This is a genomic window from Burkholderia sp. AU28863 (genome assembly GCF_002223195.1).
Classification (GTDB): domain Bacteria; phylum Pseudomonadota; class Gammaproteobacteria; order Burkholderiales; family Burkholderiaceae; genus Burkholderia; species Burkholderia sola.
Window position 1 is genome coordinate 541,240 of sequence record NZ_NKFE01000004.1, and the last position, 25,914, is coordinate 567,153.

25 protein-coding genes are annotated in these 25,914 nt (G+C 66.7%); 6 read left to right on the plus strand and 19 right to left on the minus strand.

The genetic code is table 11. The annotated features are described in order from the left end of the window. Positions 1-46: 46 nt before the first annotated feature. The 3 genes from CFB81_RS14055 to CFB81_RS14065 all read right to left on the minus strand — a co-directional run bounded on the left by CFB81_RS14055 (position 47) and on the right by CFB81_RS14065 (position 5,011). Positions 47-460: a gamma-butyrobetaine hydroxylase-like domain-containing protein gene (locus tag CFB81_RS14055; RefSeq protein WP_089435620.1), complete on the minus strand. Its 414-nt coding sequence runs from the start codon at positions 458-460 to the stop codon at positions 47-49. After that, positions 457-900 carry an HIT family protein gene (locus CFB81_RS14060; protein ID WP_011546191.1) on the minus strand — a complete coding sequence of 148 codons (444 nt, stop codon included), beginning with the start codon at positions 898-900 and terminating at the stop codon, positions 457-459. Before CFB81_RS14060 ends, CFB81_RS14055 begins: the two co-directional genes overlap by 4 nt. 85 nt (positions 901-985) lie before the next feature. Then, a complete protein-coding gene (locus CFB81_RS14065) occupies positions 986-5,011 on the minus strand; it encodes a DUF3683 domain-containing protein (RefSeq protein WP_089435621.1) in 4,026 nt (1,341 codons plus the stop codon). 598 nt (positions 5,012-5,609) lie between these two features. Between CFB81_RS14065 and ilvA the strand changes: the two genes are divergently transcribed. Further along, complete coding sequence (gene ilvA, locus CFB81_RS14075) at positions 5,610-7,133, plus strand: threonine ammonia-lyase, biosynthetic (RefSeq protein WP_089435846.1); 1,524 nt, start codon at positions 5,610-5,612, stop codon at positions 7,131-7,133. Between the two features lie 12 nt (positions 7,134-7,145). Beyond that, the gene (queF, locus tag CFB81_RS14080; RefSeq protein ID WP_089435622.1) at positions 7,146-7,970 is read left to right on the plus strand and encodes an NADPH-dependent 7-cyano-7-deazaguanine reductase QueF; all 825 of its coding nucleotides are present in this window, start codon (positions 7,146-7,148) and stop codon (positions 7,968-7,970) included. Between the two features lie 184 nt (positions 7,971-8,154). Here queF and CFB81_RS35455 read toward each other — a convergent pair whose 3' ends face one another. The 9 genes from CFB81_RS35455 to CFB81_RS14115 form a co-directional block, all read right to left on the minus strand. Then, complete coding sequence (locus tag CFB81_RS35455) at positions 8,155-8,370, minus strand: hypothetical protein (protein ID WP_124505017.1); 216 nt, start codon at positions 8,368-8,370, stop codon at positions 8,155-8,157. Continuing rightward, positions 8,367-9,077, minus strand: coding sequence for a hypothetical protein (locus CFB81_RS14085; protein ID WP_143328593.1), 711 nt, complete (start codon positions 9,075-9,077; stop codon positions 8,367-8,369). The genes CFB81_RS35455 and CFB81_RS14085 overlap by 4 nt, the downstream gene beginning before the upstream one ends. 154 nt (positions 9,078-9,231) lie before the next feature. Continuing rightward, positions 9,232-9,669, minus strand: a complete 438-nt coding sequence (locus CFB81_RS35460) for a hypothetical protein (RefSeq protein WP_143328594.1) — start codon at positions 9,667-9,669, stop codon at positions 9,232-9,234. 50 nt (positions 9,670-9,719) lie between these two features. Further along, the gene (locus CFB81_RS14090; protein WP_143328595.1) at positions 9,720-9,899 is read right to left on the minus strand and encodes a hypothetical protein; all 180 of its coding nucleotides are present in this window, start codon (positions 9,897-9,899) and stop codon (positions 9,720-9,722) included. A gap of 267 nt (positions 9,900-10,166) precedes the next feature. Continuing rightward, positions 10,167-10,520, minus strand: coding sequence for a DUF1493 family protein (locus CFB81_RS14095; protein WP_089435625.1), 354 nt, complete (start codon positions 10,518-10,520; stop codon positions 10,167-10,169). Then, complete coding sequence (locus CFB81_RS14100) at positions 10,508-10,954, minus strand: STM2901 family protein (protein ID WP_089435847.1); 447 nt, start codon at positions 10,952-10,954, stop codon at positions 10,508-10,510. The genes CFB81_RS14095 and CFB81_RS14100 overlap by 13 nt, the downstream gene beginning before the upstream one ends. A gap of 250 nt (positions 10,955-11,204) precedes the next feature. After that, entirely contained in the window at positions 11,205-11,591 is a 387-nt protein-coding gene (locus CFB81_RS14105) for a RidA family protein (RefSeq protein ID WP_050016655.1), read from the minus strand. Between the two features lie 78 nt (positions 11,592-11,669). Further along, positions 11,670-13,151: an amidohydrolase family protein gene (locus CFB81_RS14110; protein ID WP_089435626.1), complete on the minus strand. Its 1,482-nt coding sequence runs from the start codon at positions 13,149-13,151 to the stop codon at positions 11,670-11,672. A 2-nt stretch (positions 13,152-13,153) separates the two neighbouring features. Then, a complete protein-coding gene (locus CFB81_RS14115; RefSeq protein WP_089435627.1) occupies positions 13,154-14,092 on the minus strand; it encodes a MurR/RpiR family transcriptional regulator in 939 nt (312 codons plus the stop codon). A gap of 120 nt (positions 14,093-14,212) precedes the next feature. Here CFB81_RS14115 and CFB81_RS14120 point away from each other — a divergent pair, with 120 nt between their 5' ends. Both CFB81_RS14120 and CFB81_RS14125 read left to right on the plus strand, forming a co-directional pair. Continuing rightward, complete coding sequence (locus tag CFB81_RS14120; protein ID WP_089435628.1) at positions 14,213-15,493, plus strand: amino acid deaminase; 1,281 nt, start codon at positions 14,213-14,215, stop codon at positions 15,491-15,493. Between the two features lie 156 nt (positions 15,494-15,649). Next, positions 15,650-16,231: a DJ-1/PfpI family protein gene (locus CFB81_RS14125; protein ID WP_089435629.1), complete on the plus strand. Its 582-nt coding sequence runs from the start codon at positions 15,650-15,652 to the stop codon at positions 16,229-16,231. Positions 16,232-16,299: 68 nt separating this feature from the next. On the opposite strand, the gene CFB81_RS14130 is transcribed toward CFB81_RS14125, so the two are convergent. After that, complete coding sequence (locus CFB81_RS14130; protein WP_069620876.1) at positions 16,300-16,746, minus strand: MarR family winged helix-turn-helix transcriptional regulator; 447 nt, start codon at positions 16,744-16,746, stop codon at positions 16,300-16,302. Positions 16,747-16,800: 54 nt separating this feature from the next. Continuing rightward, positions 16,801-18,396 (minus strand): MDR family MFS transporter, encoded by a 1,596-nt coding sequence (locus CFB81_RS14135; protein ID WP_089435630.1) that lies wholly within the window; start codon positions 18,394-18,396, stop codon positions 16,801-16,803. A 106-nt stretch (positions 18,397-18,502) separates the two neighbouring features. On the opposite strand from CFB81_RS14135, the gene CFB81_RS14140 reads away from it, so the two are divergent. Next, positions 18,503-19,345 carry an EcsC family protein gene (locus CFB81_RS14140; protein WP_089435631.1) on the plus strand — a complete coding sequence of 281 codons (843 nt, stop codon included), beginning with the start codon at positions 18,503-18,505 and terminating at the stop codon, positions 19,343-19,345. Here CFB81_RS14140 and CFB81_RS14145 read toward each other — a convergent pair. Further along, positions 19,315-20,277, minus strand: coding sequence for an alpha/beta hydrolase (locus tag CFB81_RS14145; protein WP_089435632.1), 963 nt, complete (start codon positions 20,275-20,277; stop codon positions 19,315-19,317). The two genes, CFB81_RS14140 and CFB81_RS14145, sit on opposite strands and share 31 nt — an antisense overlap. 89 nt (positions 20,278-20,366) lie before the next feature. Further along, entirely contained in the window at positions 20,367-20,801 is a 435-nt protein-coding gene (locus CFB81_RS14150; RefSeq protein WP_089435633.1) for a CHRD domain-containing protein, read from the minus strand. A 488-nt stretch (positions 20,802-21,289) separates the two neighbouring features. On the opposite strand from CFB81_RS14150, the gene CFB81_RS14155 reads away from it, so the two are divergent. Beyond that, entirely contained in the window at positions 21,290-22,303 is a 1,014-nt protein-coding gene (locus CFB81_RS14155) for a hypothetical protein (protein ID WP_089435634.1), read from the plus strand. A 28-nt stretch (positions 22,304-22,331) separates the two neighbouring features. Here CFB81_RS14155 and CFB81_RS14160 read toward each other — a convergent pair whose 3' ends face one another. The 3 genes from CFB81_RS14160 to CFB81_RS14170 form a co-directional block, all read right to left on the minus strand. Further along, positions 22,332-23,105, minus strand: coding sequence for a class II aldolase/adducin family protein (locus CFB81_RS14160; protein ID WP_089435848.1), 774 nt, complete (start codon positions 23,103-23,105; stop codon positions 22,332-22,334). Between the two features lie 240 nt (positions 23,106-23,345). Next, a complete protein-coding gene (locus CFB81_RS14165) occupies positions 23,346-24,968 on the minus strand; it encodes a phospholipase D family protein (protein WP_089435635.1) in 1,623 nt (540 codons plus the stop codon). Between the two features lie 147 nt (positions 24,969-25,115). Then, entirely contained in the window at positions 25,116-25,832 is a 717-nt protein-coding gene (locus CFB81_RS14170; protein WP_050016675.1) for a FadR/GntR family transcriptional regulator, read from the minus strand. Positions 25,833-25,914 lie beyond the last annotated feature (82 nt).

The following is a 25,914-nucleotide window of genomic DNA, read 5'->3' on the forward strand; positions in this document are numbered from 1 at the left end:
GATCCTCAGTAAATGGCAAGACGGCGCCGAGCGGGCGCCGTCGATTTCAGTGGCAGTGGCCGTGCGGCGCTGCGGCCGCCTGCATCGGGGCGTCGCGCTCGATGCCCGCCGCCTTCAGTTTGTCGAAATAGTCGCGCCACAGCGCGTCCTGCTGCGTCGCCAGCTCGTACAGCAGGTCCCACGAGTAGATGCCGGTCGAATGGCCGTCGGAGAACGTCGGCTGCAGCGCGTAGTTGCCGACGCCTTCGAGCGCGGTGATCGTCACTTCGCGCTTGCCGGTCTGCAGCGTCTCCTGGCCGGGCCCGTGGCCGCGCACCTCGGCCGACGGCGAATAGACGCGCATCAGCTCGAATGGAATCCGGAAGTTCTCGCCGTTCGGGTACTGCAATTCGAGCACGCGCGACACCGCGTGCACGACGACGCCGGACGGAATCGGCGTCGTGGAAGTCAAACCGCTCATGCTTGCCTCGAATCGGTCATGCGTTGAATTTCCTCGCGCACCGCATTGTGCAGCAGCGAGGCCTGCGCCGCGCGCGAGCGCAGCAGCGCCTCGGACACGCTGCGCTGGCGCGGCGCCCACACGGGCTGCGGGAAATGGGCATCGTTGGAAAAGCGCGGAATCACGTGCCAGTGCACGTGCGGCACCATGTTGCCGAGGCTCGCGAGATTCACCTTGTTCGGTTGCATCACGCGGCGCACGGCCCGCTCGACCGCGTAGACCACGCGCATCAGATGTGCCCGCTCGGGCTCGCCGAGATCGGAGAACTCGGCCACGTGCGCACCCCAGATCACCCGGCAGAAGCCCGGGTAGTCGTGCTCGCCCGTGGCCAGCACGACGCGCAGCGCATCGTCCTGCCAGAGCACCTCGCCGCCGTCTTCACGGCAAAACACGCATTCCATCGTCGCTCCCATGTGGACGGACGCCGGCACGGCTGCGCCGGCGCCCGCTCAGTCCCGGCCCGGTCGGGCGGTCGTCATGCCCGCATTAGACCAGCACGCGCTCGATCCCGCCATGGTTGGCCCGTGCGACATAATCGGCCATCCAGTTCTCGCCGAGCACCTGACGCGCGATCTCGACCACGATGTAGTCGGCCTCCAGGTTCGCGTCCTCGTTGTAGCGCGACAGCCCCTGCAGGCACGACGGGCAGCTCGTCAGGATCTTCACGTCCGGGCCGTTCGCTCCCGCGGCCGCCGGCGCCGCCGCATCGCCCGCCACCACCGGAATCGCACGCAGCTTCGCCGCCCCCTTGCGGATCTCCTCCTCCTTGCGGAAGCGCACCTGCGTCGACACGTCCGGCCGCGTGACCGCCAGCGTGCCCGACTCGCCGCAGCAGCGATCGTTCTTCTCGATCCTGTAGCCGTCTTTCTCCGCGCCCATCAGCTCGTTGACCAGCTTCACCGGGTCGATCGTCTTGATCGGCGTGTGGCACGGGTCGTGATACATGTAGCGCGTGCCCGTCACCCCGTCGAGCTTCATCCCCTTCTCGAGCAGGAACTCGTGGATGTCGATGATCCGGCAGCCCGGGAAGATCTTGTCGAATTCGTAACCCGCGAGCTGGTCGTAGCAGGTGCCGCACGACACCACCACCGTCTTGATGTCCAGGTAGTTCAGCGTGTTCGCGACCCGGTGGAACAGCACGCGGTTGTCCGTCACGATCTTCTCGGCCTTGTCGTACTGCCCCGAGCCGCGCTGCGGATAGCCGCAGCACAGGTAGCCCGGCGGCAGCACCGTCTGCACGCCCGCCTCCCACAGCATCGCCTGCGTCGCCAGCCCCACCTGCGAGAACAGCCGCTCCGAGCCGCAGCCCGGGAAGTAGAACACCGCTTCCGAATCGACCGTCGTCGACTTCGGGTTGCGGATGATCGGCACGATCTTGTTGTCCTCGATGTCCAGCAGCGCCCGCGCCGTCTTCTTCGGCAGGTTGCCCGGCATCTTCTTGTTCACGAAGTGGATCACCTGCTCGACCGCCGGCGGCTTGCCCGTCGTCGCCGGCGGGTGCTGCGTCTGCTTCGTCACGACCTTCTTCAGCATGTCGTTCGCGAAGCGCTGCACCTTGTAGCCCACGCCCATCATCACGCCGCGCGCGAGGTTGATCGTCTGCGGATTGGTCGCGTTCAGGAAGAACATCCCCGCCGCATTGCCGGCGTTGAACTTCTTCTTGCCCATCTTGCGCAACAGGTTGCGCATGTTCATCGTCACGTCGCCGAAGTCGATCTTCACCGGGCACGGCGTCGCGCACTTGTGGCACACCGTGCAGTGGTCGGCCACGTCGTTGAACTCGTCCCAGTGCTTGATCGACACGCCGCGGTGCGTCTGCTCCTCGTACAGGAACGCCTCGACCAGCAGCGACGTCGCCAGGATCTTGTTGCGCGGGCTGTACAGCAGGTTCGCGCGCGGCACGTGCGTCGCGCACACCGGCTTGCACTTGCCGCAGCGCAGGCAGTCCTTCACCGAATCGGCGATCGCCCCGATGTCGGACTGCTGCATGATCAGCGATTCGTAGCCCATCAGCCCGAAGCTCGGCGTGTACGCGTTGCGCAGATCGGCGCCGTCGAGCAGCTTGCCCTTGTTGAAGCGGCCGTTCGGGTCCACGCGCTGCTTGTACGCGCGGAATTCGGCGATCTCGTCCTCGGTCAGGAATTCGAGCTTCGTGATGCCGATCCCGTGTTCGCCGGAAATCACGCCGTCGAGCGAGCGCGCCAGCGTCATGATGCGGGCCACCGACGCGTGCGCGTCCTGCAGCATCTCGTAGTTGTCGGAGTTGACCGGGATGTTCGTATGGACGTTGCCGTCGCCCGCGTGCATGTGCAGCGCGACGAACACGCGCCCGCGCAGCACGCGCTTGTGGATCGCCTGCGCTTCGTCGAGGATCGGCTTGAACGCGCCGCCGTTGAAGATCGCGCGCAGCTCCGCGCGGATCTCCTGCTTCCACGAAATCCGCACCGTGCGGTCCTGCGTGATGTGGAACACGGTCGCGCCCGGCTGCTCGTCCGCGCGATCGGCGAACTTCTCCGCAAGCGCCTCGTAGCCGAGCTGCACCAGGTAGTGCTGCGCCTCGCGCAGCGGCTGGTCGAGCCGGTCGCGCACGAATTCCCAGCGTGCCCGCACGCGCTTGAGCAGCTCCAGCGCCTGCTGCACGCGGTCTTCCAGCAGTTCGGCGCTCGGGATCTCGTTCGCGTCGTCGGTCTTGCCGAGCGGCAGGTTGCCGCCCTTGAAGAACGCTTCGAGCGCGTCGACCAGCTGCAGCTTGTTCTTCAGCGACAGCTCGATGTTGATCCGCTCGATGCCGTCGGTGTACTCGCCCATCCGGTTCAGCGGGATCACCACGTCCTCGTTGATCTTGAACGCGTTCGTGTGCTTGGCGATCGCCGCCGTGCGGCTGCGGTCGAGCCAGAAGCGCTTGCGCGCCTCCGCGCTGACCGCGACGAAGCCTTCGCCGCTCTTGCCGTTCGCCATCCGGATCACCTCGGACGTCGCGTGCGCGACCGCATCCGCATCGTCGCCGACGATGTCGCCGATCAGCACCATCTTCGGGAAGGCATTGCGCTTGCTCTTGGTCGCGTAGCCGACCGCGCGCAGGTAGCGCTCGTCGAGGTGCTCGAGGCCCGCGAGGATCGCGCCGCCCTGCTTCGACGTCTCGAACAGGTAGTCCTTGATCTCGACGATGCTCGGGATCGCCTCGCGCGCCTGGCCGAAGAATTCGAGGCACACGGTGCGCGTGTGCGCGGGCATCTTGTGCAGCACCCAGCGCGCGGACGTGATAAGCCCGTCGCAGCCTTCCTTCTGCACGCCCGGCAGGCCGGCGAGGAACTTGTCGGTCACGTCCTTGCCGAGCCCTTCCTTGCGGAACCGGCGGCCCTCGATCTCGAGCATCTCCGTCTTGAGCAGCTTCTCGCCGGGCGCGTACGCGCCGTCGAACCACTTCAGCTCGAAGCGCGCGACCGCGATGTCGTGGATCTTGCCCTGGTTGTGCTCGTGGCGCGTGACTTCGAGCCAGTTGCCGTCCGGGTCGACCATTCGCCACCATGCGAGGTTGTCGAGCGCGGTGCCCCACAGCACGGCCTTCTTGCCGCCCGCGTTCATCGCGACGTTGCCGCCGATGCACGACGCGTCGAGCGAGGTCGGATCGACCGCGAACACGTAGCCGGCCGCTTCGGCCGCCTCGGTGACGCGGCGCGTGACGACGCCCGCGCCGGAGAAGATCGTCGGCACCTTGTGCGCGACGCCCGGCAGCTCGGTCAGCTCGACCGCGCCGAGCTGTTCGAGCTTCTCGGTGTTGATCACCGCGGAGAACGGCGTGAGCGGCACCGCGCCGCCCGTGTAGCCGGTGCCGCCGCCGCGCGGGATCACGGTCAGGCCGAGCTCGAAGCACGCCTTGATCAGCGCGGCGATCTCGGCTTCGGTGTCCGGCGTCAGCACGACGAACGGGTATTCGACGCGCCAGTCGGTCGCGTCCGTCACGTGCGACACGCGCGACAGCCCGTCGAAGCGGATGTTGTCCTTCTGCGTGCAGCGGCCGAGCGCCTTGGTCGCGCGGCGGCGCAGCTCGGCCATCTTGTCGAATTCGTCGGCGAATTCGTTGACCGCGCGCTGCGCGGCGCTCTCGAGCATCTCGACGCGCGATGCGCGTTCGCGGCCGGCGTCGTCGCGGTGCGCGGTGAGATCGGCGCTGCGGCGCTTGCCGATTTCGGTCAGGCGGTGGTTCAGCGCCTCGATCAGCAGCGCACGGCGTTTCGGATTGTCGAGCAGGTCGTCCTGCAGATACGGGTTGCGACGCACGACCCAGATGTCGCCGAGCACCTCATACAGCATCCGCGCCGAGCGGCCTGTGCGGCGCTCGGCGCGCAGTTCGTCGAGCACCGCCCACGCCTCTTCGCCGAGCAGGCGGATCACGATCTCGCGATCCGAGAAGGACGTGTAGTTATAGGGAATCTCGCGCAAGCGGGGCGCGGGGTCGGCGGCGACGGCGGCGGCCGCGCCATGCGGATCGAAAACTTGTGGTGCGTTCATGTTCGGACGACTCGGAGGGCCGATATCCCGTGCACGGGCGTCGGCAAGCGCGTGGGCGCAATCTTGGGGAAATCTGTTCTGTTACCAGGCGCGCGGCTGTCCTTCATGGGGCCGGAGCGGGCGACTCGCCCCTCCTGGCCGGCGACAGGGCCTGGCGGCACTCGGAACCATCAGCACGATCGCGCGCGGCGCGCATGCCGTTCGGCCGCGGGGCTGGCTGCGCGCGGCGTCGGCTTCAACGGTGCGATCCGAGGGTGCCTCTGCATCTTCCGAATCCTTGATTCAAAACGGAATTCTAACCCATGATCGGGCCGCCCGTGACACGCCGGACAGGTCGTGGGGCTATCGCCGCGCGCCGCGCCGGGCGGGGTTCGGCGCGGTTTCGTCCGACCATTCGCCGTCCGTCCGGTCGGTAACCGTGCGGTTAAATCGGTCAAGCGCGCCGGTAAAAAGCGGCGCCCGGCGGCGCGAATGCCCCGCCCGCACGCGCACGCGACCGCTCACGACCGCCCGGCCGGCATGCCGCTTGCGTGCGGGCGGACCCTTGGCGCTATCATTGACCCTTTACCGTCTGCATCCGCACTGCACGCGAGCGTCCATGGCATCCCACGATTACCTGAAGAAAATCCTCACCGCGCGCGTCTACGACGTCGCGATCGAGACGGAACTCGAACCGGCCCGCAACCTGTCGGCCCGGCTGCGCAACGCCGTTTACCTGAAGCGCGAGGACAACCAGCCGGTGTTCTCGTTCAAGCTGCGCGGCGCGTACAACAAGATGGCGCACATTCCGGCGGACGCGCTCGCGCGCGGCGTGATTACCGCGTCGGCCGGCAACCACGCGCAGGGCGTCGCGTTCTCGGCGGCCCGGATGGGCATCAAGGCCGTGATCGTCGTGCCGGTCACGACGCCGCAGGTGAAGGTCGATGCGGTGCGCGCGCACGGCGGCCCGAGCGTCGAGGTGATCCAGGCGGGCGAATCGTACAGCGATGCGTACGCGCATGCGGTCAAGGTGCAGCAGGAGCGCGACCTCACGTTCGTCCATCCGTTCGACGATCCGTACGTGATCGCCGGCCAGGGCACGATCGCGATGGAGATCCTGCGCCAGCACCAGGGCCCGATCCACGCGATCTTCGTGCCGATCGGCGGCGGCGGGCTCGCGTCCGGCGTCGCCGCGTACGTGAAGGCGGTGCGCCCGGAGATCAAGGTAATCGGCGTGCAGGCCGAGGATTCGTGCGCGATGGCGCAGTCGCTGGACGCGGGCGAGCGTATCGAGCTGAGCGAAGTCGGCCTGTTCGCGGACGGCACCGCGGTGAAGCTCGTCGGCGAGGAAACCTTCCGGCTGTGTCGCGAATTCCTCGACGGCGTCGTGACGGTCAACACCGACGCGCTGTGCGCGGCGATCAAGGACGTGTTCCAGGACACGCGCAGCGTGCTCGAGCCGTCCGGCGCGCTCGCGGTCGCGGGCGCGAAGCTGTACGCGGAACGCGAAGGCATCGAGAATCAGACGCTCGTCGCGGTCACGTCCGGCGCGAACATGAATTTCGACCGGATGCGCTTCGTCGCCGAACGCGCGGAGGTCGGTGAGGCGCGCGAAGCCGTGTTCGCGGTCACGATCCCCGAGGAGCGCGGCAGCTTCAAGCGCTTCTGCTCGCTCGTCGGCGACCGCAACGTCACCGAGTTCAATTACCGGATCGCCGATGCGCAATCCGCGCACATCTTCGTCGGCGTGCAGATCAAGCGCCGCGGCGAATCGGCGGAGATCGCCGCGAACTTCGAGTCGCACGGCTTCAAGAGCGTCGACCTGACGCACGACGAGCTGTCGAAGGAACACATCCGCTACATGGTCGGCGGCCGCTCGCCGCTCGCGCTCGACGAGCGCCTGTTCCGCTTCGAATTCCCGGAACGGCCGGGCGCGCTGATGAAGTTCCTGTCGTCAATGGCGCCGGACTGGAACATCAGCCTGTTCCACTACCGCAACCAGGGCGCGGACTACAGCTCGATCCTCGTCGGGCTGCAGGTGCCGCAGGCCGATCGCGCCGAATTCGAACGCTTCCTCGCGGCGCTCGGCTATCCGTATGTCGAAGAGAGCGCCAACCCGGCTTACCGCCTCTTCCTGTCGTAAAGGCGTCACACGATGAATCCCGAACATTCCCCGCTCGGCAAGGCCACCGTCTACGCGGCGCAGTACGACGCGTCGCTGCTGTTTCCGATCCCGCGCGCCGGCGCGCGCGAGCAGCTCGGCATCACGGCGGCGCTGCCGTTCTTCGGCACCGACATCTGGAACGCATACGAGTTGTCGTGGCTCAACGCGCGCGGCAAGCCGCAGGTCGCGATCGCGACGTTCTACGTGCCGGCCGAATCGCCGAACATCGTCGAATCGAAGTCGTTCAAGCTGTATCTCGGTTCGTTCGCGCAGTCGAAGTTCGACTCGGCCGACGCGGTGCGCGACGTGCTGAAGCGCGACGTATCGGCCGCGTGCGGCGCGAGCGTATCGGTGCAGCTGGTGTCGGCGCACGATTTCAGCAAGCTGGAGATGGACGAGCTCGACGGGCTGTCGCTCGACCGGCTCGATCTCGACACCGACGTGTACGAACCCGATCCGTCGCTGCTGTCGGCCGCCGAGGATGAAGCGCCGGTCGAGGAGACGCTCGTGTCCGACCTGCTGCGCTCGAACTGCCCGGTCACGGGGCAACCCGACTGGGGCAGCGTGCAGATCCACTACGTCGGGCCGCAGATCGACCACGCGGGCCTGCTGCGCTACATCATCTCGTTCCGCAATCACACGGGCTTTCACGAGCAGTGCGTCGAGCGGATCTTTCTCGACATCCTGCATGCGTGCAAACCGGTGAAGCTCGCCGTGTATGCGCGCTATACGCGCCGCGGCGGGCTCGACATCAACCCGTTCCGCACGAACTACAACCAACCGATGCCGGATAACGCGCGGACGGCGCGGCAGTGAACGACCCGGCGGGCCGCGTGAGCAGCCGTCGGCACGCGGCTAAAGTTTGGGCCGCTCGCCGAACGCGGCTGGGAAGCCGTTCTTGATGTAGTCGGTCAGATGAGTCAGCGTCGCCTGATGCGCGTACAGGTCGGCCAGACGATGAAGTGACGCTGTCGGGAATTTTGCAGCCCGCGGACGCCGACTACTTGCGGAAGAAGCGCCGCCGCGGGCGCCAATCGATGCCGTGGCCTTCCAGTATGCGCCGCAGCCGACGAACTTCACTCCCCAGGGCCACCAGCATGGTGGCCGTTGCAACGGGCATCACCCATTCCCCCGCATATCGAAACGTTGCCCATGCAATGCCTGCGACAACGGCACCGCAAACCAGAAGCGCGATCCGATCTGCGATCCAGTTCATGCTGCAACCTGCTGCGCGAGACCCATCACGCCATAGTGGTGCCGAGGCGTCCCGAAGGCAAACACCTCCGGGTGCGAAGCCAGATGCCGCACCAGCGCGCCATCGACCCTGATCCCATGTTTGGAAAGCGCATTGACGGCCGATCGCGAAGCGTTGACACCATTGGAACACGAAAGCGAATGGCCCGACGCAACCAGCAAACTGCCGATCGCCGCACCGACGTACCACGATGCATATAGCGACCCCGCGTACACCAGCACATCGCTCAGTACACCTGCACCGATCAATTCACCAATCGTAACCCGTGATCCAAACGTCTTGACCGCGGTTGCGATCGCACCAATGGTCGTCAGCGCTTGTTGCTGCGTCGAAAACAGGCTCGCGGGAACCGGCAACCCCAATGCATCCATGTTTTCCTTGAACGTCAAATAGAAGCCCCGGCAGTAAGCCATCTCAAATTCCTCTTTCTCGGCAAATGGATATTCCAATATACAGAATAAACAGGGGAATTTTATTGAGATTAAATTTTTCGAGAACCCCCGAAATCTCCGATGCATTTCGCGTATGCCCACCGATTCTGCTTCCAGCCGGACTTCGACATCACCCAATTTCTTATTTATTTTGTTATAAATTGCAAACTGAAGCGCTCGAAGACTGCCCCCTCGTTCCTCGCAGCCGACACGCCGGTTGCCCCGGATCAGCCTCATCGACAGCACGCGTAGCAACCCGACCTTTCACGGCAACTCGGCCAATCGCCCGGTAGCCCGCCTCCATTCGACGGCTGGACGGTGCAGCATCGCGATGCGCAATCGATTCACACTTGAGGTCGTGCGGTTTTCGAAGTGCGGAACGTGCGTTTATCTAATTCGGCGCAAACACGTCGGCCCGGCACTTCGGACAATACAGGTAGATTGTTCGACCATCGCGCAGGGAAATGAAGCCTCGCCTTGCCTGGTCTATCCTCCATTTCGCCGCGCCACCACCCGCAAGACGCGCTTCGCCTTCGGCATAGCAACGCGCGGCATCCAGGTCATGGCTGTACGCCCGTTCTGTCACGCGGTTCGCACGCTTGAAAAACGTGCTGACATCCGCCCGCCGAAGAACGAACGTGCGACACATATCCGCCGTTTCGTCCCCGCTGATATCGGCCGACCACGCACCGTTCCTGACGATTTCGACTGACTCCGGCACGACAATGGGTACCGCGCTGCCAGGCGCTAATCTATTGGACAGCGTGCCCGCAAGCGCACCGTGGGCGGTCAAGAGCGCCAGAGTCAAAACTGCGATCCAGACGACCATTGCCCCCGGCCGCCCGCGTGCGGTTCTTCCGCAAGCCGCGACGTACACTGTCACCCGTCCCGCGCCGGCAAGCCGCCAAAGGTGCGTGCAAAGTTACTCTCGATATAGGCCAGCACACGCGTCAGCGCGTCCTGGTCTTCGTACAAATCGACAAGCGCATCCCCATCGAGCGAATCCGGATCGATGCGCTCGATCTGTTCAAGCCGCAGACGGATGGCTTCCATCAGCACGGCCCATTCGCCCGTCAGCAATGGTACGGCGATGTCGGCTGGAATCTCCGATTGGTCACCTTGAGTCGTTTCAATTCACCTTTTGACAATAAGCAGCCCTTTCCCGCAGCAAACCGATGAATTTGGAAAACGGTATGTTGCCGGGAGGCGCCAACATGTAATGTCCCTCATGATACGGGCGCGCGTCTTTAACCAAACATAGCCAAAGGGTAATCGCGTATTGCACGGAATCCGCCAGACACCGCGCTTGTTCGAATATCCGATCTTTCACGGCAGCGCGACCAATCGCGCGGCGTCCCATCTCCTTTCTCCGGCTGCACGATGCAGCATTGCGAGCGTAATCGGTTCCCGTTTGAAGTCGTGCGGCTTTCGGAGCACCCATCGCAGGAATAGCGAATAGAGCAACCCTTCGCCTTCCATTAGGAAATATCTGGGGAAATCGAAATCGCCCGTATCCACGGCAAACCGTTCAAAAAAGTGCCCCATGAAGTCGTTGGCTTCGTCACCGGTTTGACCGAGGTCTTCCCAGAGCCGAGTGCCAGCGGCGAGCGGCTTCGATGGGCCGAACCCTACCTCCGACCTGACACAGGCCACGATCTCGTCCCAACTCACGTTTTCCATCCGAACACCCTATCCTCGCGTTTGACTAGGCTGTTGTACCTGGAGACCGTGCCGTGAACGATCGCGAACACGTCACGCGCAAGGAGCGCCCAACCCACGCCGGGAACGGCACGTCCGACGAACACGCCGAGCTTCCGGGTCAGGATGATCCGAAACGACTTGATACTCTGCAGCGTCACGGTGGGTAAAACCTTCCTGTTCAACTGGTAGCGGAAAATCGATCGAGCCATCACGGATGCGACAGAGGTTCCTTTCGTCGCGCCGCCGAATTTTTGCCTCGTCGGCAAAACGGGCCAGCCCGCCGGAATCAGGATCACCGCTTCGACATCGTCGATCCCGGCCCGTGCACACGTCTCTTCTACAGCCACGAAAAAGAAAAGCTCGGCGGGAGTGAGATCCGAATGAACACCGTAGCGGTATGTATTGCCCGTCATGGTGCGACTTCGCGAATCGTTGATCGGGAAGACGACCATACCCAGCAATCCGCTTAGTCTGCTCGTTCGAATTGCATGATGCTCGTTGCGAATTACGTGCCCATCACCGCCGTCACCCGCCAGACGGACCTGTCGTCTCGCGCTCTCATCGACAGGGTTCTATTCAAGGTGTAAAAATTCAGTGCCAACGCAACAAGGCCGGTGCACGTCCATGCACCGGCCTCGTTGTACAGCTTCCGCGCTCGCCGCGTTACTTCACCGGCGGCTTGTAAGCGATGCAATCGACCTCGACCTTGCAGTCGATGACCATGCTCGACTGCACGCACGCGCGCGCCGGCGGGTTCTCGCCGAAGTACGACACGAACACCTTGTTGAACGACGCGAAATCGCGTGCGTCGTCGAGCCACACACCGCAGCGCACGACGTGCTCGAGGCCGTAGCCGGCTTCCTTCAGGATCGCGATCACGTTCTCGATCGTCTGCTTCGACTGCGTGACGATCCCGCCTTCGACGACCTCGCCGTTCACCATCGGCGTCTGGCCCGACACGTACAGCCAGCCGTCGGCCTCGACCGCACGTGCAAACGGCATCACCTGGCCGCCGGTCCCCTTCGCTTCGCCCACGCCATATCGCTTCATCGTTTCACTCCTCACATTTCGGTTACGGATGCGCGCGCCGGCTTGGGCACGCGCGGAAGATCGGCACACCCGCCGCGTTCAGAACGCCGCATCGGCACTCGCCGGCACACGCCCGCCGCGCGCGACGAAACCGCCGGCGCGCTCGCCGGTCGGCTGGCCGTTTTCGTAGGTCAGCACGCCGTTCACCCACACCGCGTCGATCCCGTGCGCAGGCTGTTGCGGCTTCTCGAACGTCGCCGCGTCGATCACACTCGCCGGATCGAACAACACGAGATCCGCGTGGTAGCCGACATGCACTTCGCCGCGCTTCGCGATCCCGTAGCGGCGCGCGGACAGCGACGTCATCTTGCGGATCGCCTCCTCGAGCGGCAGCAGGTTCGTGTCGCGCACGTAATGACCGAGCACGCGCGGGAACGCGCCCCACAGCCGCGGGTGCGGCAGCGGATCGTTCGGCAGGCCGTCCGAGCCGACCATCGTCGCCGGGTGCGACAGGATCCGGCGCACGTCGTCCTCGGACATGTTGTGGTACACGGCGCCCGCGGGGCGGATGCGCTGCGCGGCTTCCTGCTCGGTCACGCCCCAGTCGGCCGCGATCGCCTTCAGCAGCTTGCCCGCGACTTCCGGATGCGGCTCCGACCACGTGATCGTGATGTCGATGTCGCCCGTCACCTGCTTCAGGTCGAGCGTCGACGAACTGCGACTGTACGGATAGCAGTCGCAGCCGACCGGCTGGTAGCGGCGCGCGCCTTCGAGCGACGCGAGCACCTCGGCGCTGCGCCCCCAGTTCGAGGGGCCCGCGCACTTCAGGTGCGAGATCACGACCGGCACCTGCGCGTGGCGGCCGACACGATAGGCCTCGTCCATCGCATCGAGGATCGCGTCGAACTCGGTGCGCATGTGCGTCGTGTACAGCGCGCCAGCCTTGGCGAGCGGCTCGGCGAGCGCCATCACTTCCTCGGCCGGCGCCGCGAACGCAGAGCCGTACGCAAGGCCCGACGACAGGCCGAGCGCGCCGTTCGCGAGCGCCTCTTCGAGCTGCGCGCGCATGCCGGCGATCTCGCCGTCGGTCGCCGCGCGGTCGAGGCGGTCCATCTGGTTGTTGCGCAGCGCCGTATGGCCGACGAGCGCTGCGACGTTCACGGCCGGGCGCGCATCGTTCACGGCCGCGACGTAAGCGGCGAAGGTCGGGTACCGGAACGCGCCGCGCTCGCCCAGCAGGTTCATCGGATCGGGCGGATCGCCCGCGAGCGTCACCGGCGATGCGCTGATCCCGCAGTTGCCGACGATCACGGTCGTCACGCCCTGCGAGATCTTCGGGATCATCTCCGGCGCACGGATCACGTGCGTGTCGTCGTGCGTGTGCACGTCGACGAAACCCGGCGCGAGCGCACGGCCGTTCGCGTCGACGACGTTCTCGGCGAGCCAGTTCGACAGGTTGCCGATCGCCGCGATCAGGCCGTTGCGGATCGCGACGTCGCGCGTGACGGGCGGCGCGCCGGTGCCGTCGTACAGTTGCGCGCCGACGATCAGCGTATCGGCCGCTTCGGGATGCGAATGCATGGTCAGTCTCCTACCGGTTGACGGTCTCCGCCGCCGCGGTGCGCATCGAGCGCGTGTTTGATGCGGCGCAGCGATTCCCGGCCCGCATCGCCGAGCCGCAACGCGACGCCGGTGACGAGCACGTCGATCGCCATCATCATCGCGTAGCGCGAGGTCGACGGCTTGTAGATGAAATCGGTTTCGAACGCGACGACGGGAATCAGGTGGTCGGCGAGCTTCGCGAGCGGCGACGCCGGCGCGGTGATCGCGATCAGCTTCGCGCCGTAGCGCTTCGCGAGCCGGCAGCTTTCGAGCAGCTCGGGCACGCGCCCGCTCACCGACAACGCGACGACGACGGTGTCGCCCGACAGCGTCGCGGCCACCATCCGCTGCAGCAGGCTGTCCTGGTAGCTCGCGACCGGCCGGCCGAAACGCACGAGCCGGAAGCGCAGCTCGTCGGCGAGTGCGGTCGAGCCGCCGCCTTGCCCGTACACGTAGGTCATCTTCGCGCCGGCGAGCAGGTCGGCCGCCGCGTCGAACGACGTGTTGCGCAGCAACTGGTGGTTGTGCGCGAGCGCCACGCGAATCTCGTCGTAGACCATCGATGCGGGGTTCGCGTCGTCGGCCGGCGCGTCGTCGGACGGCACCAGGAAGCGCTGGCCGACGGCCGCCGCCTGCGCGACGAGCACCTTCAGTTCGCGCACGTCGCGGCAGCCGACGGCCTTCGCGAAACGCGTGACCGTCGCGACGCTGACCTCCGCGTCGCGCGCAAGCGCGCCGATGCTCGCATGCGCGGCGCGCGCGAGGTCGGCGAGGATGAACGCGGCGACCTTGCGCTCGGCTTCGCGCAACTCGGGCGCGCACTCGGCGATTCGCGCGACGATGTCGAGGACCGGGGCGGCGGCCTGAGCCGGATGCGGCTCGGCGGCAGTCGGAGCGGACGGGGAGGCGGGCGTATTCATCGACGGAAAAGGGTGCGGGACTGGATTGTTATTAAATAACATCACCGCGCCGATGCTACTTTCTGTACCATCTGCATGTCAACTTCAGTGCAATGCATAGTGATGATGGAGCGGGATGACATGAAAGTTACAAACTATCAGGAAGCGACGATCGATCCGTTCGGCAAGGGCCTGGGCAATGTGCCGAGCGCGAGCGTGCCGCTCGGCGACGCCGGCCGGCTCGAATGGAACCTGCTCGCGGAAGACGTCAGCCTGCCGGCCGCCGTGCTTTACGAGGATCGCGTCGAGCACAACCTGAACTGGATGCAGGCGTTCGTGCAGAAATACGGCGTCAAGTTCGCGCCGCACGGCAAGACGACGATGGCGCCGCAACTGTTCCGCCGCCAGCTCGACGCCGGCGCGTGGGGCATCACGCTCGCGACCGCGCACCAGACGCAGGCTGCGTATCACGGCGGCGTGCGGCGCGTGCTGCTCGCGAACCAGCTGGTCGGCCGCCAGAACATGACGATCATCGCGGGGCTGCTGTCCGATCCCGATTTCGAATTCTTCTGTCTCGTCGATTCCGCGGAGAGCGTCGACCAGCTCGGCCGGTTCTTCGGCGATGCGAAGAAATCGCTGAACGTGCTGATCGAGCTCGGCGTGCCGGGCGGCCGCGCGGGCGTGCGCGATGCCGCGCAGCGCGAGGCCGTGCTGGCCGCGATCGCGCGCTATCCGGACACGCTGAAGCTGGCCGGCATCGAGCTCTATGAAGGCGTGCTGAAAGAGGAAGGCGAGATCCGCGCGTTCCTGCAGCAGGCGGTCGCCCTCACGCGCGAGCTGGCCGAAGCCGGCCGCTTCGCGCGCACGCCGGCGATCCTGTCCGGCGCCGGTTCGGCGTGGTACGACGTGGTCGCGGAAGAATTCAGGAAGGCGTCCGACGCGGGCTTCGCGGAAGTCGTGCTGCGTCCGGGCTGCTACCTGACGCACGATGTCGGCATCTACAAGAAGGCGCAGACCGACGTGTTCGCGCGCAACCCGATCGCCCGCTCGATGGGCGAAGGGCTGCTGCCGGCGCTGCAGCTGTGGGCGTACGTGCAGTCGGTGCCGGAAGCCGACCGCGCAATCGTCGCGCTCGGCAAGCGCGACGCCGCGTTCGACGCGGGCCTGCCCGAGCCGGCGCGCCATTTCCGCCCGGGCCGCGACACCGCGCCGCGCGACGTCGCCGCCGCCGAAGGCTGGGCCGTCACCGGGATGATGGACCAGCACGCTTACCTGCAGATCCCGCCGGGCGCGGACGTGAAGGTTGGCGACATGGTCGCGTTCGACATCTCGCACCCGTGCCTGACGTTCGACAAGTGGCGCCAGGTGCTCGTGCTCGATCCGCAGTTCCGCGTGACGGAAGTCGTCGAAACCTTCTTCTGACGCACGCCGCGCGCGGCACCGCCCTGCCGCTCGCGGGGGCGGCCGTCACGCGCGGTTCAATCCGCCGGAGTACACTGCGCTTTCGTCCTCGGGCCCGGTCGCGGCCGTCATGCACGGCGCGACCGGGCCTTCAACGCTGCTTCACTGGAGAAAGCCATGGCCGCGAAGAAGATCCTGTTCCTGACCGGCGATTTCGCCGAAGACTACGAAACGATGGTGCCGTTCCAGGCGCTGCAGGCCGTCGGCCACCACGTCGATGCAGTCTGCCCGGGCAAGCGCGCGGGCGACAAGATCAAGACCGCGATCCACGATTTCGAGGGCGACCAGACCTACACCGAGAAGCCCGGCCACCACTTCACGCTGAACGCGGCGTTCGACGACGTCGATGCGGCGCGCTACGACGCGCTCGCGATCGCGGGCGGCCGTGCGCCCGAATACCTGCGACTCGATCCGAAGGTGATTTCGCTCGTGCGCGAATTCGCCGAAGCCGGCAAGCCGATCGCGGCGATCTGCCACGCGGCGCAACTGCTCGCGGCCGCCGACGTGATCCGCGGCAAGCGCATTTCGGCGTACCCGGCCTGCGCGCCGGAGGTGAAGCTCGCGGGCGGCGAGTACGCGGACATCCCGGTCGACGCGGCCGTAACCGACGCGCCGTTCGTCACCGCGCCCGCCTGGCCCGCGCATCCGGCCTGGCTCGCGCAGTTTCTCGCGCTGCTCGGCACGCGCATCGAGCTGTAAATCTGCGCCCAATCAGGGTGAAATGAAGCGATGGCCGGCGGCGCTGACACGCCGCCCGGCCGTGCGCATCAACGCGCGACCGGCGTCGACCCGACGTCCGCGATCCGCGATTCCAGCATCGCGAGCGCGCCCGACAGCGCATTCAGCACGTCGTCCGGCAGCTGCGCCATCGTCTGTTCGAGAAACGCCTTGCGGCGCGGCAGGCACGCGTCGAACGCCGCGCGGCCTGCGTCCGTCAGCGTGACATTGGTCACGCGGTTGTCGCGCGCGTCCGATTCGCGCTCGATCCAGCCGAGCGCGTCGAGCGACTTCAACTGGCGCGTGAGCGCGCCCGGATCGATGCGCAGCACTTCGACGAGCTTCTTCTGCGACGCATGCCCGTCCATCGTGTGCAGCGCGACCATGATGCGCCAGCGCGGCATCGGCTGCCCGACGTGCGCCTCGAACGCGGTCATGAACGCGCGATACGTGCGTCCGAATTGCTGCAAGATCGCGACGCGGTCCTGTTCTTCCATGCGCTGATTTCGTTCCGGTGAATCGTTGAGTCGTCGAATCGCTCGCCCGATCGGTCAATCGGCCGCGACGTGCGGTTCGATCTTGCGCCGCAGCGCGATCGGCGGCACGCGACGGCACTGCCACACCGACACCACGGCGACGACCGCCGCCATCGCGACGCCCAGGTGAATCGCGCCGACCAGCGATTCGCGGGCCGCTTCCAGCAGCAGCGCGCCATTATGCCCGGCACGCGTCAACTCCGCGACGAGACCGCCCTGCGCCGCGCGATCGATCAGGATCTGCGGATCGGCGAGCCGCGCGTGCCACTGCATCGCCTGGTCGGCCGACAGCGCATTGCGCACGCCGCTCGAATACATCTGATTGACCAGCGTGCCCGTCAGCGCGGTGCCGAGCATCCCGCCGACCATCCGCAGCGACTGCAGCAGCGCGGTCGCGATGCCGAGGTGCTCGCGGCCGGCCGTCTGCTGCGCGAACACGGTGAGGTTCGGCAGCACGAAGCCGAGCCCGATGCCGCCCGCGACCATCAGCGCCATCAGCATCCAGGTCGGCGTCGCGTGAGTCGACACGACGATGCCCGCGCACGCGATGGCGAACAGCACGAAGCCGACGTGCAGCATCGTGTTCGGGTTGCGAATGCGCGTGATGACGCGACCGTTCATGATGCTGCCGATCGTGATGAACACGACGAGCGGCGTGATCACGAGCCCCGCCTCCTTCGGCGACATCCCGAAGCCGCCCTGGAACAGCAGCGGCGCGTAGAACAGCAGCGAGAACATCGAGAAACCGGCGAGGATCGCGAGCACGAACAGCGCGGACAGCGCGCGGTTGCCGAACATGTCGAACGGCAGAATCGGCTGCGCGCAGCGCTTCTCCCAGTGCCACAGGCCGATGCCCGCCGCGACCGCGACGACGAGCAGCAGCGACGCCCAGCTCGCGACGCCGTACTTCGGCAGCCATTCGACGAACAGCTGCAGCGCGCCGAGCGACAGCGCGATCAGGAGCGCGCCCGGCCAGTCGAGCCGCATCTTGCGATCGTGCTCGACGTGGCGCAGGTGCGGCAGGTAGCGCCACACGAAGATCAACGACAGGATGCCGATCGGCAGGTTCACGTAGAACACCGAACGCCAGCCGAACGACTGGGTCAGGAAGCCGCCGAGCGACGGCCCGACCGCGTTCGCGATACCGAACGCGGAGCTCATCAGCACCTGCCAGCGCAACCGCACGACGGAATCGGGGAACAGGTCGGGAATGCATGCGAACGCGGTGCCGACCAGCATCCCGCCACCGATTCCCTGCAGCCCGCGCGCGAGCACGAGGGACAGCATGTCGTTGGCCATTCCGCACAGCACCGACGCGCCGGTGAACACGACGATCGATGCGATCACGAACGGCTTGCGTCCGTAATAGTCGCCGAGCCGGCCGAAGATCGGCACCGTGATCACGGAACTGAGCAGGTACGAGGTCGCGACCCATGCATACAGGTCGAAGCCGCGAAGTTCGGCGACGATGGTCGGCAGCGCGGTGCCGACGACCGTCTGGTCCAGCGCGACCAGCATGGTGACGAACGAGATCCCGATCATCGCGAGCAGCGATTCGCGGAACGGCAGGACTTGCCCGCTCGAATGGTGGGCGGCAGTATGGACGGCCATTTTTTGTCGATACAACGTTTGCCGGGTCAAATAATCTCAAAATTCTAGCATGCCGGAGTAATCTAGGCCGGCGAGGGTTCAGGGCCCGTTCACGCCAAGGAGAGAGATGGAACCGATTTCAATTTCCCCCGCCACGACGCTGTCGGCCGAGGATCGGGACGCGCTGCGCCGCGCGAAGCAGGTGCTGGAAAGCCCGTCGCTGACGATGAAGCTGACGGGCGTGCTCGGCGCGCCGGTCGAGAAAATGATCGCGCGCCTGCCGGACTTCGCGACGGGCAAGATCAACGATGCGACGCAGCTCGCGCTGCGCAAGTGCCTGAACATCGCGCTGCGCACGCTCGGCAAGCCGCAGGCGCCGGACGCCGAGCCCGAGAAGCCGAGCAACCTGCTGCACAAGCTCGCGGTCGCGACGACGGGCGCGGCGGGCGGCGCGTTCGGCTTTCTCGCGCTGCCGGTCGAGCTGCCGGTGACGACCACGCTGATCTTCCGCTCGGTGTGCGACATCGCGCGCAGCGAAGGCGAAGACCTGACGTCGGTCGATACGCAGCTGCAATGCCTGGCCGTGCTCGGCATGGGGGGCAACCCGGACAAGCAGGAAGAGGACGCCGATCTCGGCTATTTCGTGCTGCGCGGCGCGCTCGCGCAAGCGATCTCGAAGGCGTCGTCGGACATCACGACCAAAGGTATCGCCGCGCACAGCTCGGCGGCCGTGTTCAAGCTCGTGCAGACGGTGGCGTCGCGCTTCTCGGTGCAAGTGACCGAGCAGATGGCCGCGAAGTCGATCCCGGCGATCGGCGCCGTGCTCGGCGCGACCGTCAACACGCTGTTCATCGATCACTTCCAGCAGATGGCGCACGGCCACTTCACCGTGCGCCGGCTCGAACGCAAGTACGGTTCGGTGGCCGTCAAGGCTGCCTATCAGACGATCGACGCCTCGCCCGCACGCTGAACCGCGCGCTCGACCGCGACGCGGCGCACGAACGCGGCCGCGCGGTCGAGCGCGTCGCGCGCTTCCGGGACCATCGGCGCGTACAGCTGCCACACGTGCGGCATGTCGGGCCACACCTCGATTTCCACCTGAACGCCGGCCGCCTTCGCCTTGTCGGCGACGCGGCGCGAATCGTCGAGCAGCACTTCGGTGCTGCCGACCTGGATGTGCAGCGGCGGCAAGCCCGCGAAGTCCGCATGGAGCGGCGACGCGTACGGATGCGTCGCCGGCGCGTCGCCGAGATACAGCTTCGCGGCCTTCGGCAGCGCCGCGGCCGCGAACATGGGGTCGCGGCCGTCGTTGCTGCGCATCGTGTCGCCGGTGCCGGCCAGGTCCGTCCACGGCGAGAACAGGATCGCGCCGGCCGGCAGCGGCTCGCCGCGATCGCGCAGCGCGACGAGCGTCGCGAGCGCGAGGCCGCCGCCCGCCGAATCGCCGCCGAACACGATCGACTCGGGCGGCGTGCCGAGCGCCAGCAGTTGCCGGTACGCGGCGAGCGCATCGACGAGCGCGGCCGGGAAGCGGTTTTCGGGCGCGAGCCGGTAGTCGAGCGAGAAGGAACGCACGCCCGCGCGCTTCGTCAGCCCGAACACCAGCGGCCGGTGGGTCTTCGTCGAACAGAAGTAGTAACCGCCGCCATGGAAATACAGCAGCGTGCGGGCGGGCCCGCGCGCCGCGCCCGAATCGGTGCGCTCGAGCCATTCGCCGCGCAGCGGCGCGTCGCCCGGGCCGTAGCACTGGCGCAGCCGGTAGCCCGACGGCGGGCGGCGCGGCACGATCATCCGCAAGTCGGTAAAGCGCCGGGCACGCGCGGGGTCGAGCACCTCGCGCGTGGTTTCGGGACGAAACTGCCAGCGCAGCAGCCAGCAGGCGAACTTGCTTTGCCAACTCATCGGACGCACTCCGTCATCGCAGTGTGACGATGGTACGTGCGAACGCTCCCGCGTCGCTCGACGGGTGCCTCTACATCAAACGCCGGCGCTCAGTTCGCCGGCATCATCTGGCCGCGGATCTCGCCCGCCGGGTGTTCCTTCGTATGAATGTTGAAGTACCACTTGCCGCCCATCAGATCGGTGACCTGCTCGTCGGTGAGCGCCTTCGAACCCTTGATCGGGCTCGCCAGCTCGTCCTTCGGGATCGGCACCTGCACGCCGGCGTTCTGGCCGACCGGCGCGGGCCCGTGGAAATGCGCGGCCGTGGCCGGCCCCGTGAGGTGTTCGTAAGTGACCGTCCACTGCAGCATGCGGGTGGCCGTGTCGTAGGTGGCGGCGACGGCGCCCGAGCCCTTGGTCGCCGTCGGCGGCACTTCGCTCGACGGCTGCAGACTGGCGGACAAGCGCACCGTTTCGGCAGCGGCGCTGCCGGCGGCCAGCACGCCCGCGAATAACGCGACCTGGAGCAAACGCAGCTTGAGCATGGATTCTCCTTGTACGACGTGGTACGCCGCCCGGGCGGCGGCGCGTCACTGGATGGTAGTCGATTGCGGTCGATCCGGGCAGCCTGCCGAAACCTGGAAGACACCTTTGCAGCATGCCCGCTGAATCCCTGCACGGCCTTTCGCTACACTTCGTTTCACAGTTGCTTGTTTCCTTCGTCCGAAGGAGTCTGCGAGTATTCACGCGGCCGCCCGGCCGCGTTTTTTTTGCGTCGTTGGCGACAAGCGGCATGCCGCGCGCGAATGCGTCTTTCCGGAATATCGAGCATCACGAATCGTTTTTCGTCTCGCTCCGGTCGCGGCCGACGCGCGTACCGACGGTTGCCTGGACCCGACCGCGTACTCGGCATGTTGTCACGATGCGTGTAATACGTTATTGCGCGAACCCCGGTCGACACGCGCTGTCCCGCGCAGGAAAATGATCGCGTGCTGTCGTGACTGGAAAGTGAACCGTGCCGGCCCGTCTCCCGATGCCCTGCCCGCCCCGCCCCGTCCGTGTTCGCCCGCTGCTGGCGAGTCTCTGCTCCGTCGCTGCCCTCTACGGCGCGCCCGTCGACGCGCAGGAATTCTCGCTGTTCGCCGGCCCGCTGTGGGGCGGCGGGCAGCGCACGTATTCGTGGGCGTTCGATTACCAGGAAGGCTTGAGCGCGCATACCGCGCTCGGCTTCACGTGGTACAACGAAGGCCATATTCCGAATCACCATCGCGATGGCCAGGCGGTGCAGTTCTGGGGCCGCATGCCGCTCGAGCATCGCCGGCTGGTGCTGTCGGCCGGCGCGGGCCCGTATCGTTACTTCGACACGGTGCCGGCCGGCGAAGGCGGCGGTGACTCGCGCAGTTATTCGAACACGCATGGCTGGGGTGTGCTGATGAGCGTGCGTGCCGCGTACTACACGTCGCACCGCTGGATCGCGCAGCTTCAGGTCAACCGCGCGCAGGTGTTCAGCGGCCCCGACACGACGTCCGTGATGTTCGGCATCGGCTACCAGCTCGATGCGCCCGACACGCCGGGCCCGCGCGACACCGCACTGCCGCGCACGCGCAAGGTCACGCACAACGAAGTCACGGCGATGCTCGGCGAGACGATTCTCAACAGCCGCTCGTCGCCGTCGACGCTCGGCGGCAGCGTCGAATACCGGCGCGGCCTCGCGCGTTCGATCGACTGGACCGCGACATGGATGTACGAAGGCGCGAAGCAGGCGGTTCGCCGCAACGGGATCGCGTCCGAGCTGTGGCTCACGCGCGCGTTCCTGAACGACAAGGTCACGCTGTCGGCCGGCGCCGGCGCGTATTTCACCGTCAACCAGCGCAACCGCGAAGGCCAGCCGGGCCCCGGCGACGGCCGCCTGTCCGGCATCGTGTCGATCTCGGCCAGTTACCGGCTCTCCGACCGCTGGCTCACGCGCATCACATGGAACCGCGTGGTCACGCGCTACGACCGCGACACCGACGTGATCCAGGCCGGTCTCGGCTACCGGTTCTGACGGGCGCACGCACCGAGCGCCGTCCGCGTCACGCGCGGTAACCCGGATCGATCCGGTCGACGATCCGCTGCAGCGCGTCGAACGCGTCCTGCCCCGCGCCATGCTTCGGATCGAAATTCAGCGAATCGCGCACGCACCCTTCGAGCACGGGCGGCGCGATCGGCAGCGCATCGCCGATCGCGTGCGTCGCGACCTGTACCTCGCACGCACGGTTGAGCAGCCACATCAGCGAAAACGTCTGCGCGAGCGTCGCGCCGATCGTCACGGGTCCGTGGTTGCGCAGCAGCAGTACGGGCCGCCCGCCCGCGCTGTCGACGATGCGCCTGCCTTCGTCGAGATGCACGGTGATGCCCTCGAAGTCGTGGTACGCGATCTTCCCGTACAGCTGCGCCGAATAGAAATTCGAGAACGACAGCCCGTCGCGCGAACAGCACACGGCCATCGTCGGCGTCGTGTGCACGTGCATCACGCAGTGCGCATCGGGCAGCGCCGCATGGATCGCGCTGTGGAACGTGAAGCCGGCCGGATTGATCGGCCAGTCGGAATGGCCGATCACATTGCCGTCGATGTCGATCTTCACGAGGTTCGACGCGCACACCTCGCGGTAATGGAGCCCGAACGGATTGATCAGGAAATGACCGTCCTCGCCCGGCACGCGCAGCGAGATATGGTTGTAGATCAGCTCGGTCCAGCCCAGATAATCGAAGATGCGGTAGGCGGCCGCGAGCTGCACACGCGCCTGCCATTCGGCTTCGGAGAAGCGCGCGGGACGCGTGAACGGCTGGTTCGGTACACGTTGCATGGGGAACTCCGGTTGCGGCGGCGCGCGGCCACGGCGAGCGGCGGTGCGCATCGTCCTCGTCTGCCGGCGCCGCAAGCGACGCGTGCGGCGCGTATGGCGCACGTACGGCGCGCCGTTCCGGACCGCATTGCGCGAGCGATCCGCCGGCACGCTTCACGACACCCATATAGTTGCGCGCACAACCATATCATCTTTCCCCGCGCACCGGTATCGCGGGTTTTGCCGGAGCCGTTCCCGCCCTTACAACTGGTCGTCGACCGGCAGCAGCGTGAAAATGCCCGTCATCACGTTGCGCAGCAGCCCCGCATGCGGGTCGACGTGATAGGTGGTCGTCTGGCCGCCTTCGGTGCCCGTCCATTCGAGCGCGGGCGGGCTGCCGTCGGTCCGCTTCGCGAGCGTGACGCGGTAGCTTTCGTCCGGCTGCGTCACACGCGCGAAGATCGCCGCGGCCTGCTGCGCGAGCACCGGGCTGTGGATCACGAGCGCGAGCTCGGTGTTCAGGTACGCGGAACGCGGGTCGAGGTTCAGCGAGCCGATCACGAGGATTTGCCGGTCGATCACGTACGCCTTCGCATGCAGGCTCGCGCGCGAGCGCGACCCGAACAGCCGCGCGGGCTGCTGGTCCGGCTGCGACTTGAATTCGTACAGCTCGACGCCGCGCTGCAGCAACGGCACGCGGTACGGCGCATAGCCGGCCTGCACCGCGACCGCGTCGGTCGCCGCGAGCGAATTCGTGACGATCGCGACGCGCACGCCGCGCGCGGCCGTATCGCCGAGGATCTTCACGCCGGCGTCGTGCGGCACGAAGTACGGCGAAAACGCGAGGAATTCCTTCTGCGCGCCGCGCGTCAGCTCGGCCAGGCGCTGCATCGGCGGGCTCACGTAGGTGCCGGTCGGCCGCGCGACCTTGGTCGGCGCATCGACCTTGAATTCGGCCGGCGCCCACACGAGTTCGAGTTCGTCGCGCGCGATCTGCCGTGCGAGCGGCGTCGCGTTCAGCGGCTTCGCGTTGTACGGATCGGCGTTCTTGCGCCAGTGGTCGCGCAGCTCGTCGCGCATCGCATCGAGATCCTTCGGATCGAACCTCTGATGATTGAGCACGCGCAACGGATAGCTGCTCGCGCTCGCCCAGTAGTCGTCGAAGCTCTTCGAGATGTCGTGGGTCACGGGGCCGGCCGCCAGCACGTCGAGATCGCGGAACTGGAGCGTCGGGCTCGCGCTGAAGTATTCGTCGCCGAGATTGCGGCCGCCGACGATCGCGAGCTGGTTGTCCGCGATCATCGCCTTGTTGTGCATCCGGCGCGTGAAGCTGTCGATTCGCGTGAAGAAGTTGGTCGTGCGCTCGACCACGCCGCGCTGCGATGCGCCGAACGGGTTGAACACGCGGATCTCGATGTTCTGGTGCGTATTGAGCGCAGCCATCACGCGGTCGATATCGTCGAAGTTCAGGTCGTCGACCAGCATCCGCACGCGCACGCCGCGATCGGCCGCGTACAGCGCCGCGCCGAGCAGCAGCTTGCCGGTCGTATCCTCGGTCGCGATGTAGTACTGCATGTCGAGCGTCTTCGTCGCCGCCCGCGCGAGCGCGATGCGCATCTGCAACGCGGTGGCGCCGTCGGCCAGCAGCCGGAAGCCCGACTGCCCAGGATGCGCGGCTTCCGGTGCGGCCAGCGCGGCGCGCAACGGCGTCGCGGTATCGGCCGACAACGCGTGGGAGACGGGGCGATCGAGCGAGGTGGCGGGCGGATGCGTCGCGCACGCGGCGAGCGGCAGCAGCGCGCAAACGACCAGCGCGCGGGCCTGGCGGCATGCGGCGCGCCACGACGGCGCGGCCGATGCGCGCCGGATCAGGGACGTGAGCACGAAAGCTTCCTCGACAGTCGGATCAATGGGCACGTCATCGCCGCGGCGCGCGGCTGACAGGCGGCTGCGGTCGATTCTAGAGGGCGCCCGACGAACCGGTCAATCGGGAGGCCCCGCAGGCCATCGCAGCCGCTGGTCCGACCAATCTCATGACGCGTCGCCGCTGCGCTCGAAATGGCTGCGCACGTAGTCGATGTGCGTCTGCATCGCGGTGCGCGCCTCTTCGGGGCGGTGCGCGCAAATCGCGTCGCACACCACCCGGTGCTGCAACAGGAGCAATTCGGATGCCTGCTCGTCCTCCGTCGTCATCCCGGCCACGTTGATCGAAATATGCTCGCGCAACATTCCGATCACGCTCGTATGCAGGTGCAGGAACATCGTGTTGTGCGACGCGAGCGCGATCGCCTCGTGCAGCTTCGCATCGGTCGCGGCTTCGACGGCCGCATCGTCGTTCGCATGCGCGGTTTCGAGCTCGCGCAGCAGCGCGCGGATCCGGCGCCGGTCGTTCGCATCGGCCCGCAGCGCGGCGAAATAGGCGGTCGCGCCTTCCAGCACGCGGCGGAATTCGAGGATGTCGTCGCGCAGCGCCGGATGATCGGCGACCAGTTGGCCCCACGGCGACGCGATGCCGGCGCGCAACTGGTCGGTCACGTAAACGCCCGCGCCGCGCCGGCTCTGCAGCAGCCCGCGCGCGACGAGCCGCTGGGTCGCCTCGCGCACCGTATTGCGCGCGACGCCGTACTGCTGCGCGAGCACGCGCTCGGCCGGCAGCCGCGCGCCGGCCGGCCACGTGCCGTCGAGCAGCGCCGTCTCGATCTTGCGCATCACCACTTCGGTCCGGCCCCGTGCCGTCATCGCCGCCATCGTCGCGTCTCCTCGCGGAATGCGTGCCGCCCCCGATTGGCCCAACCAATTTGAGCTGCGGCGCGGACGGGGGAATTATGCA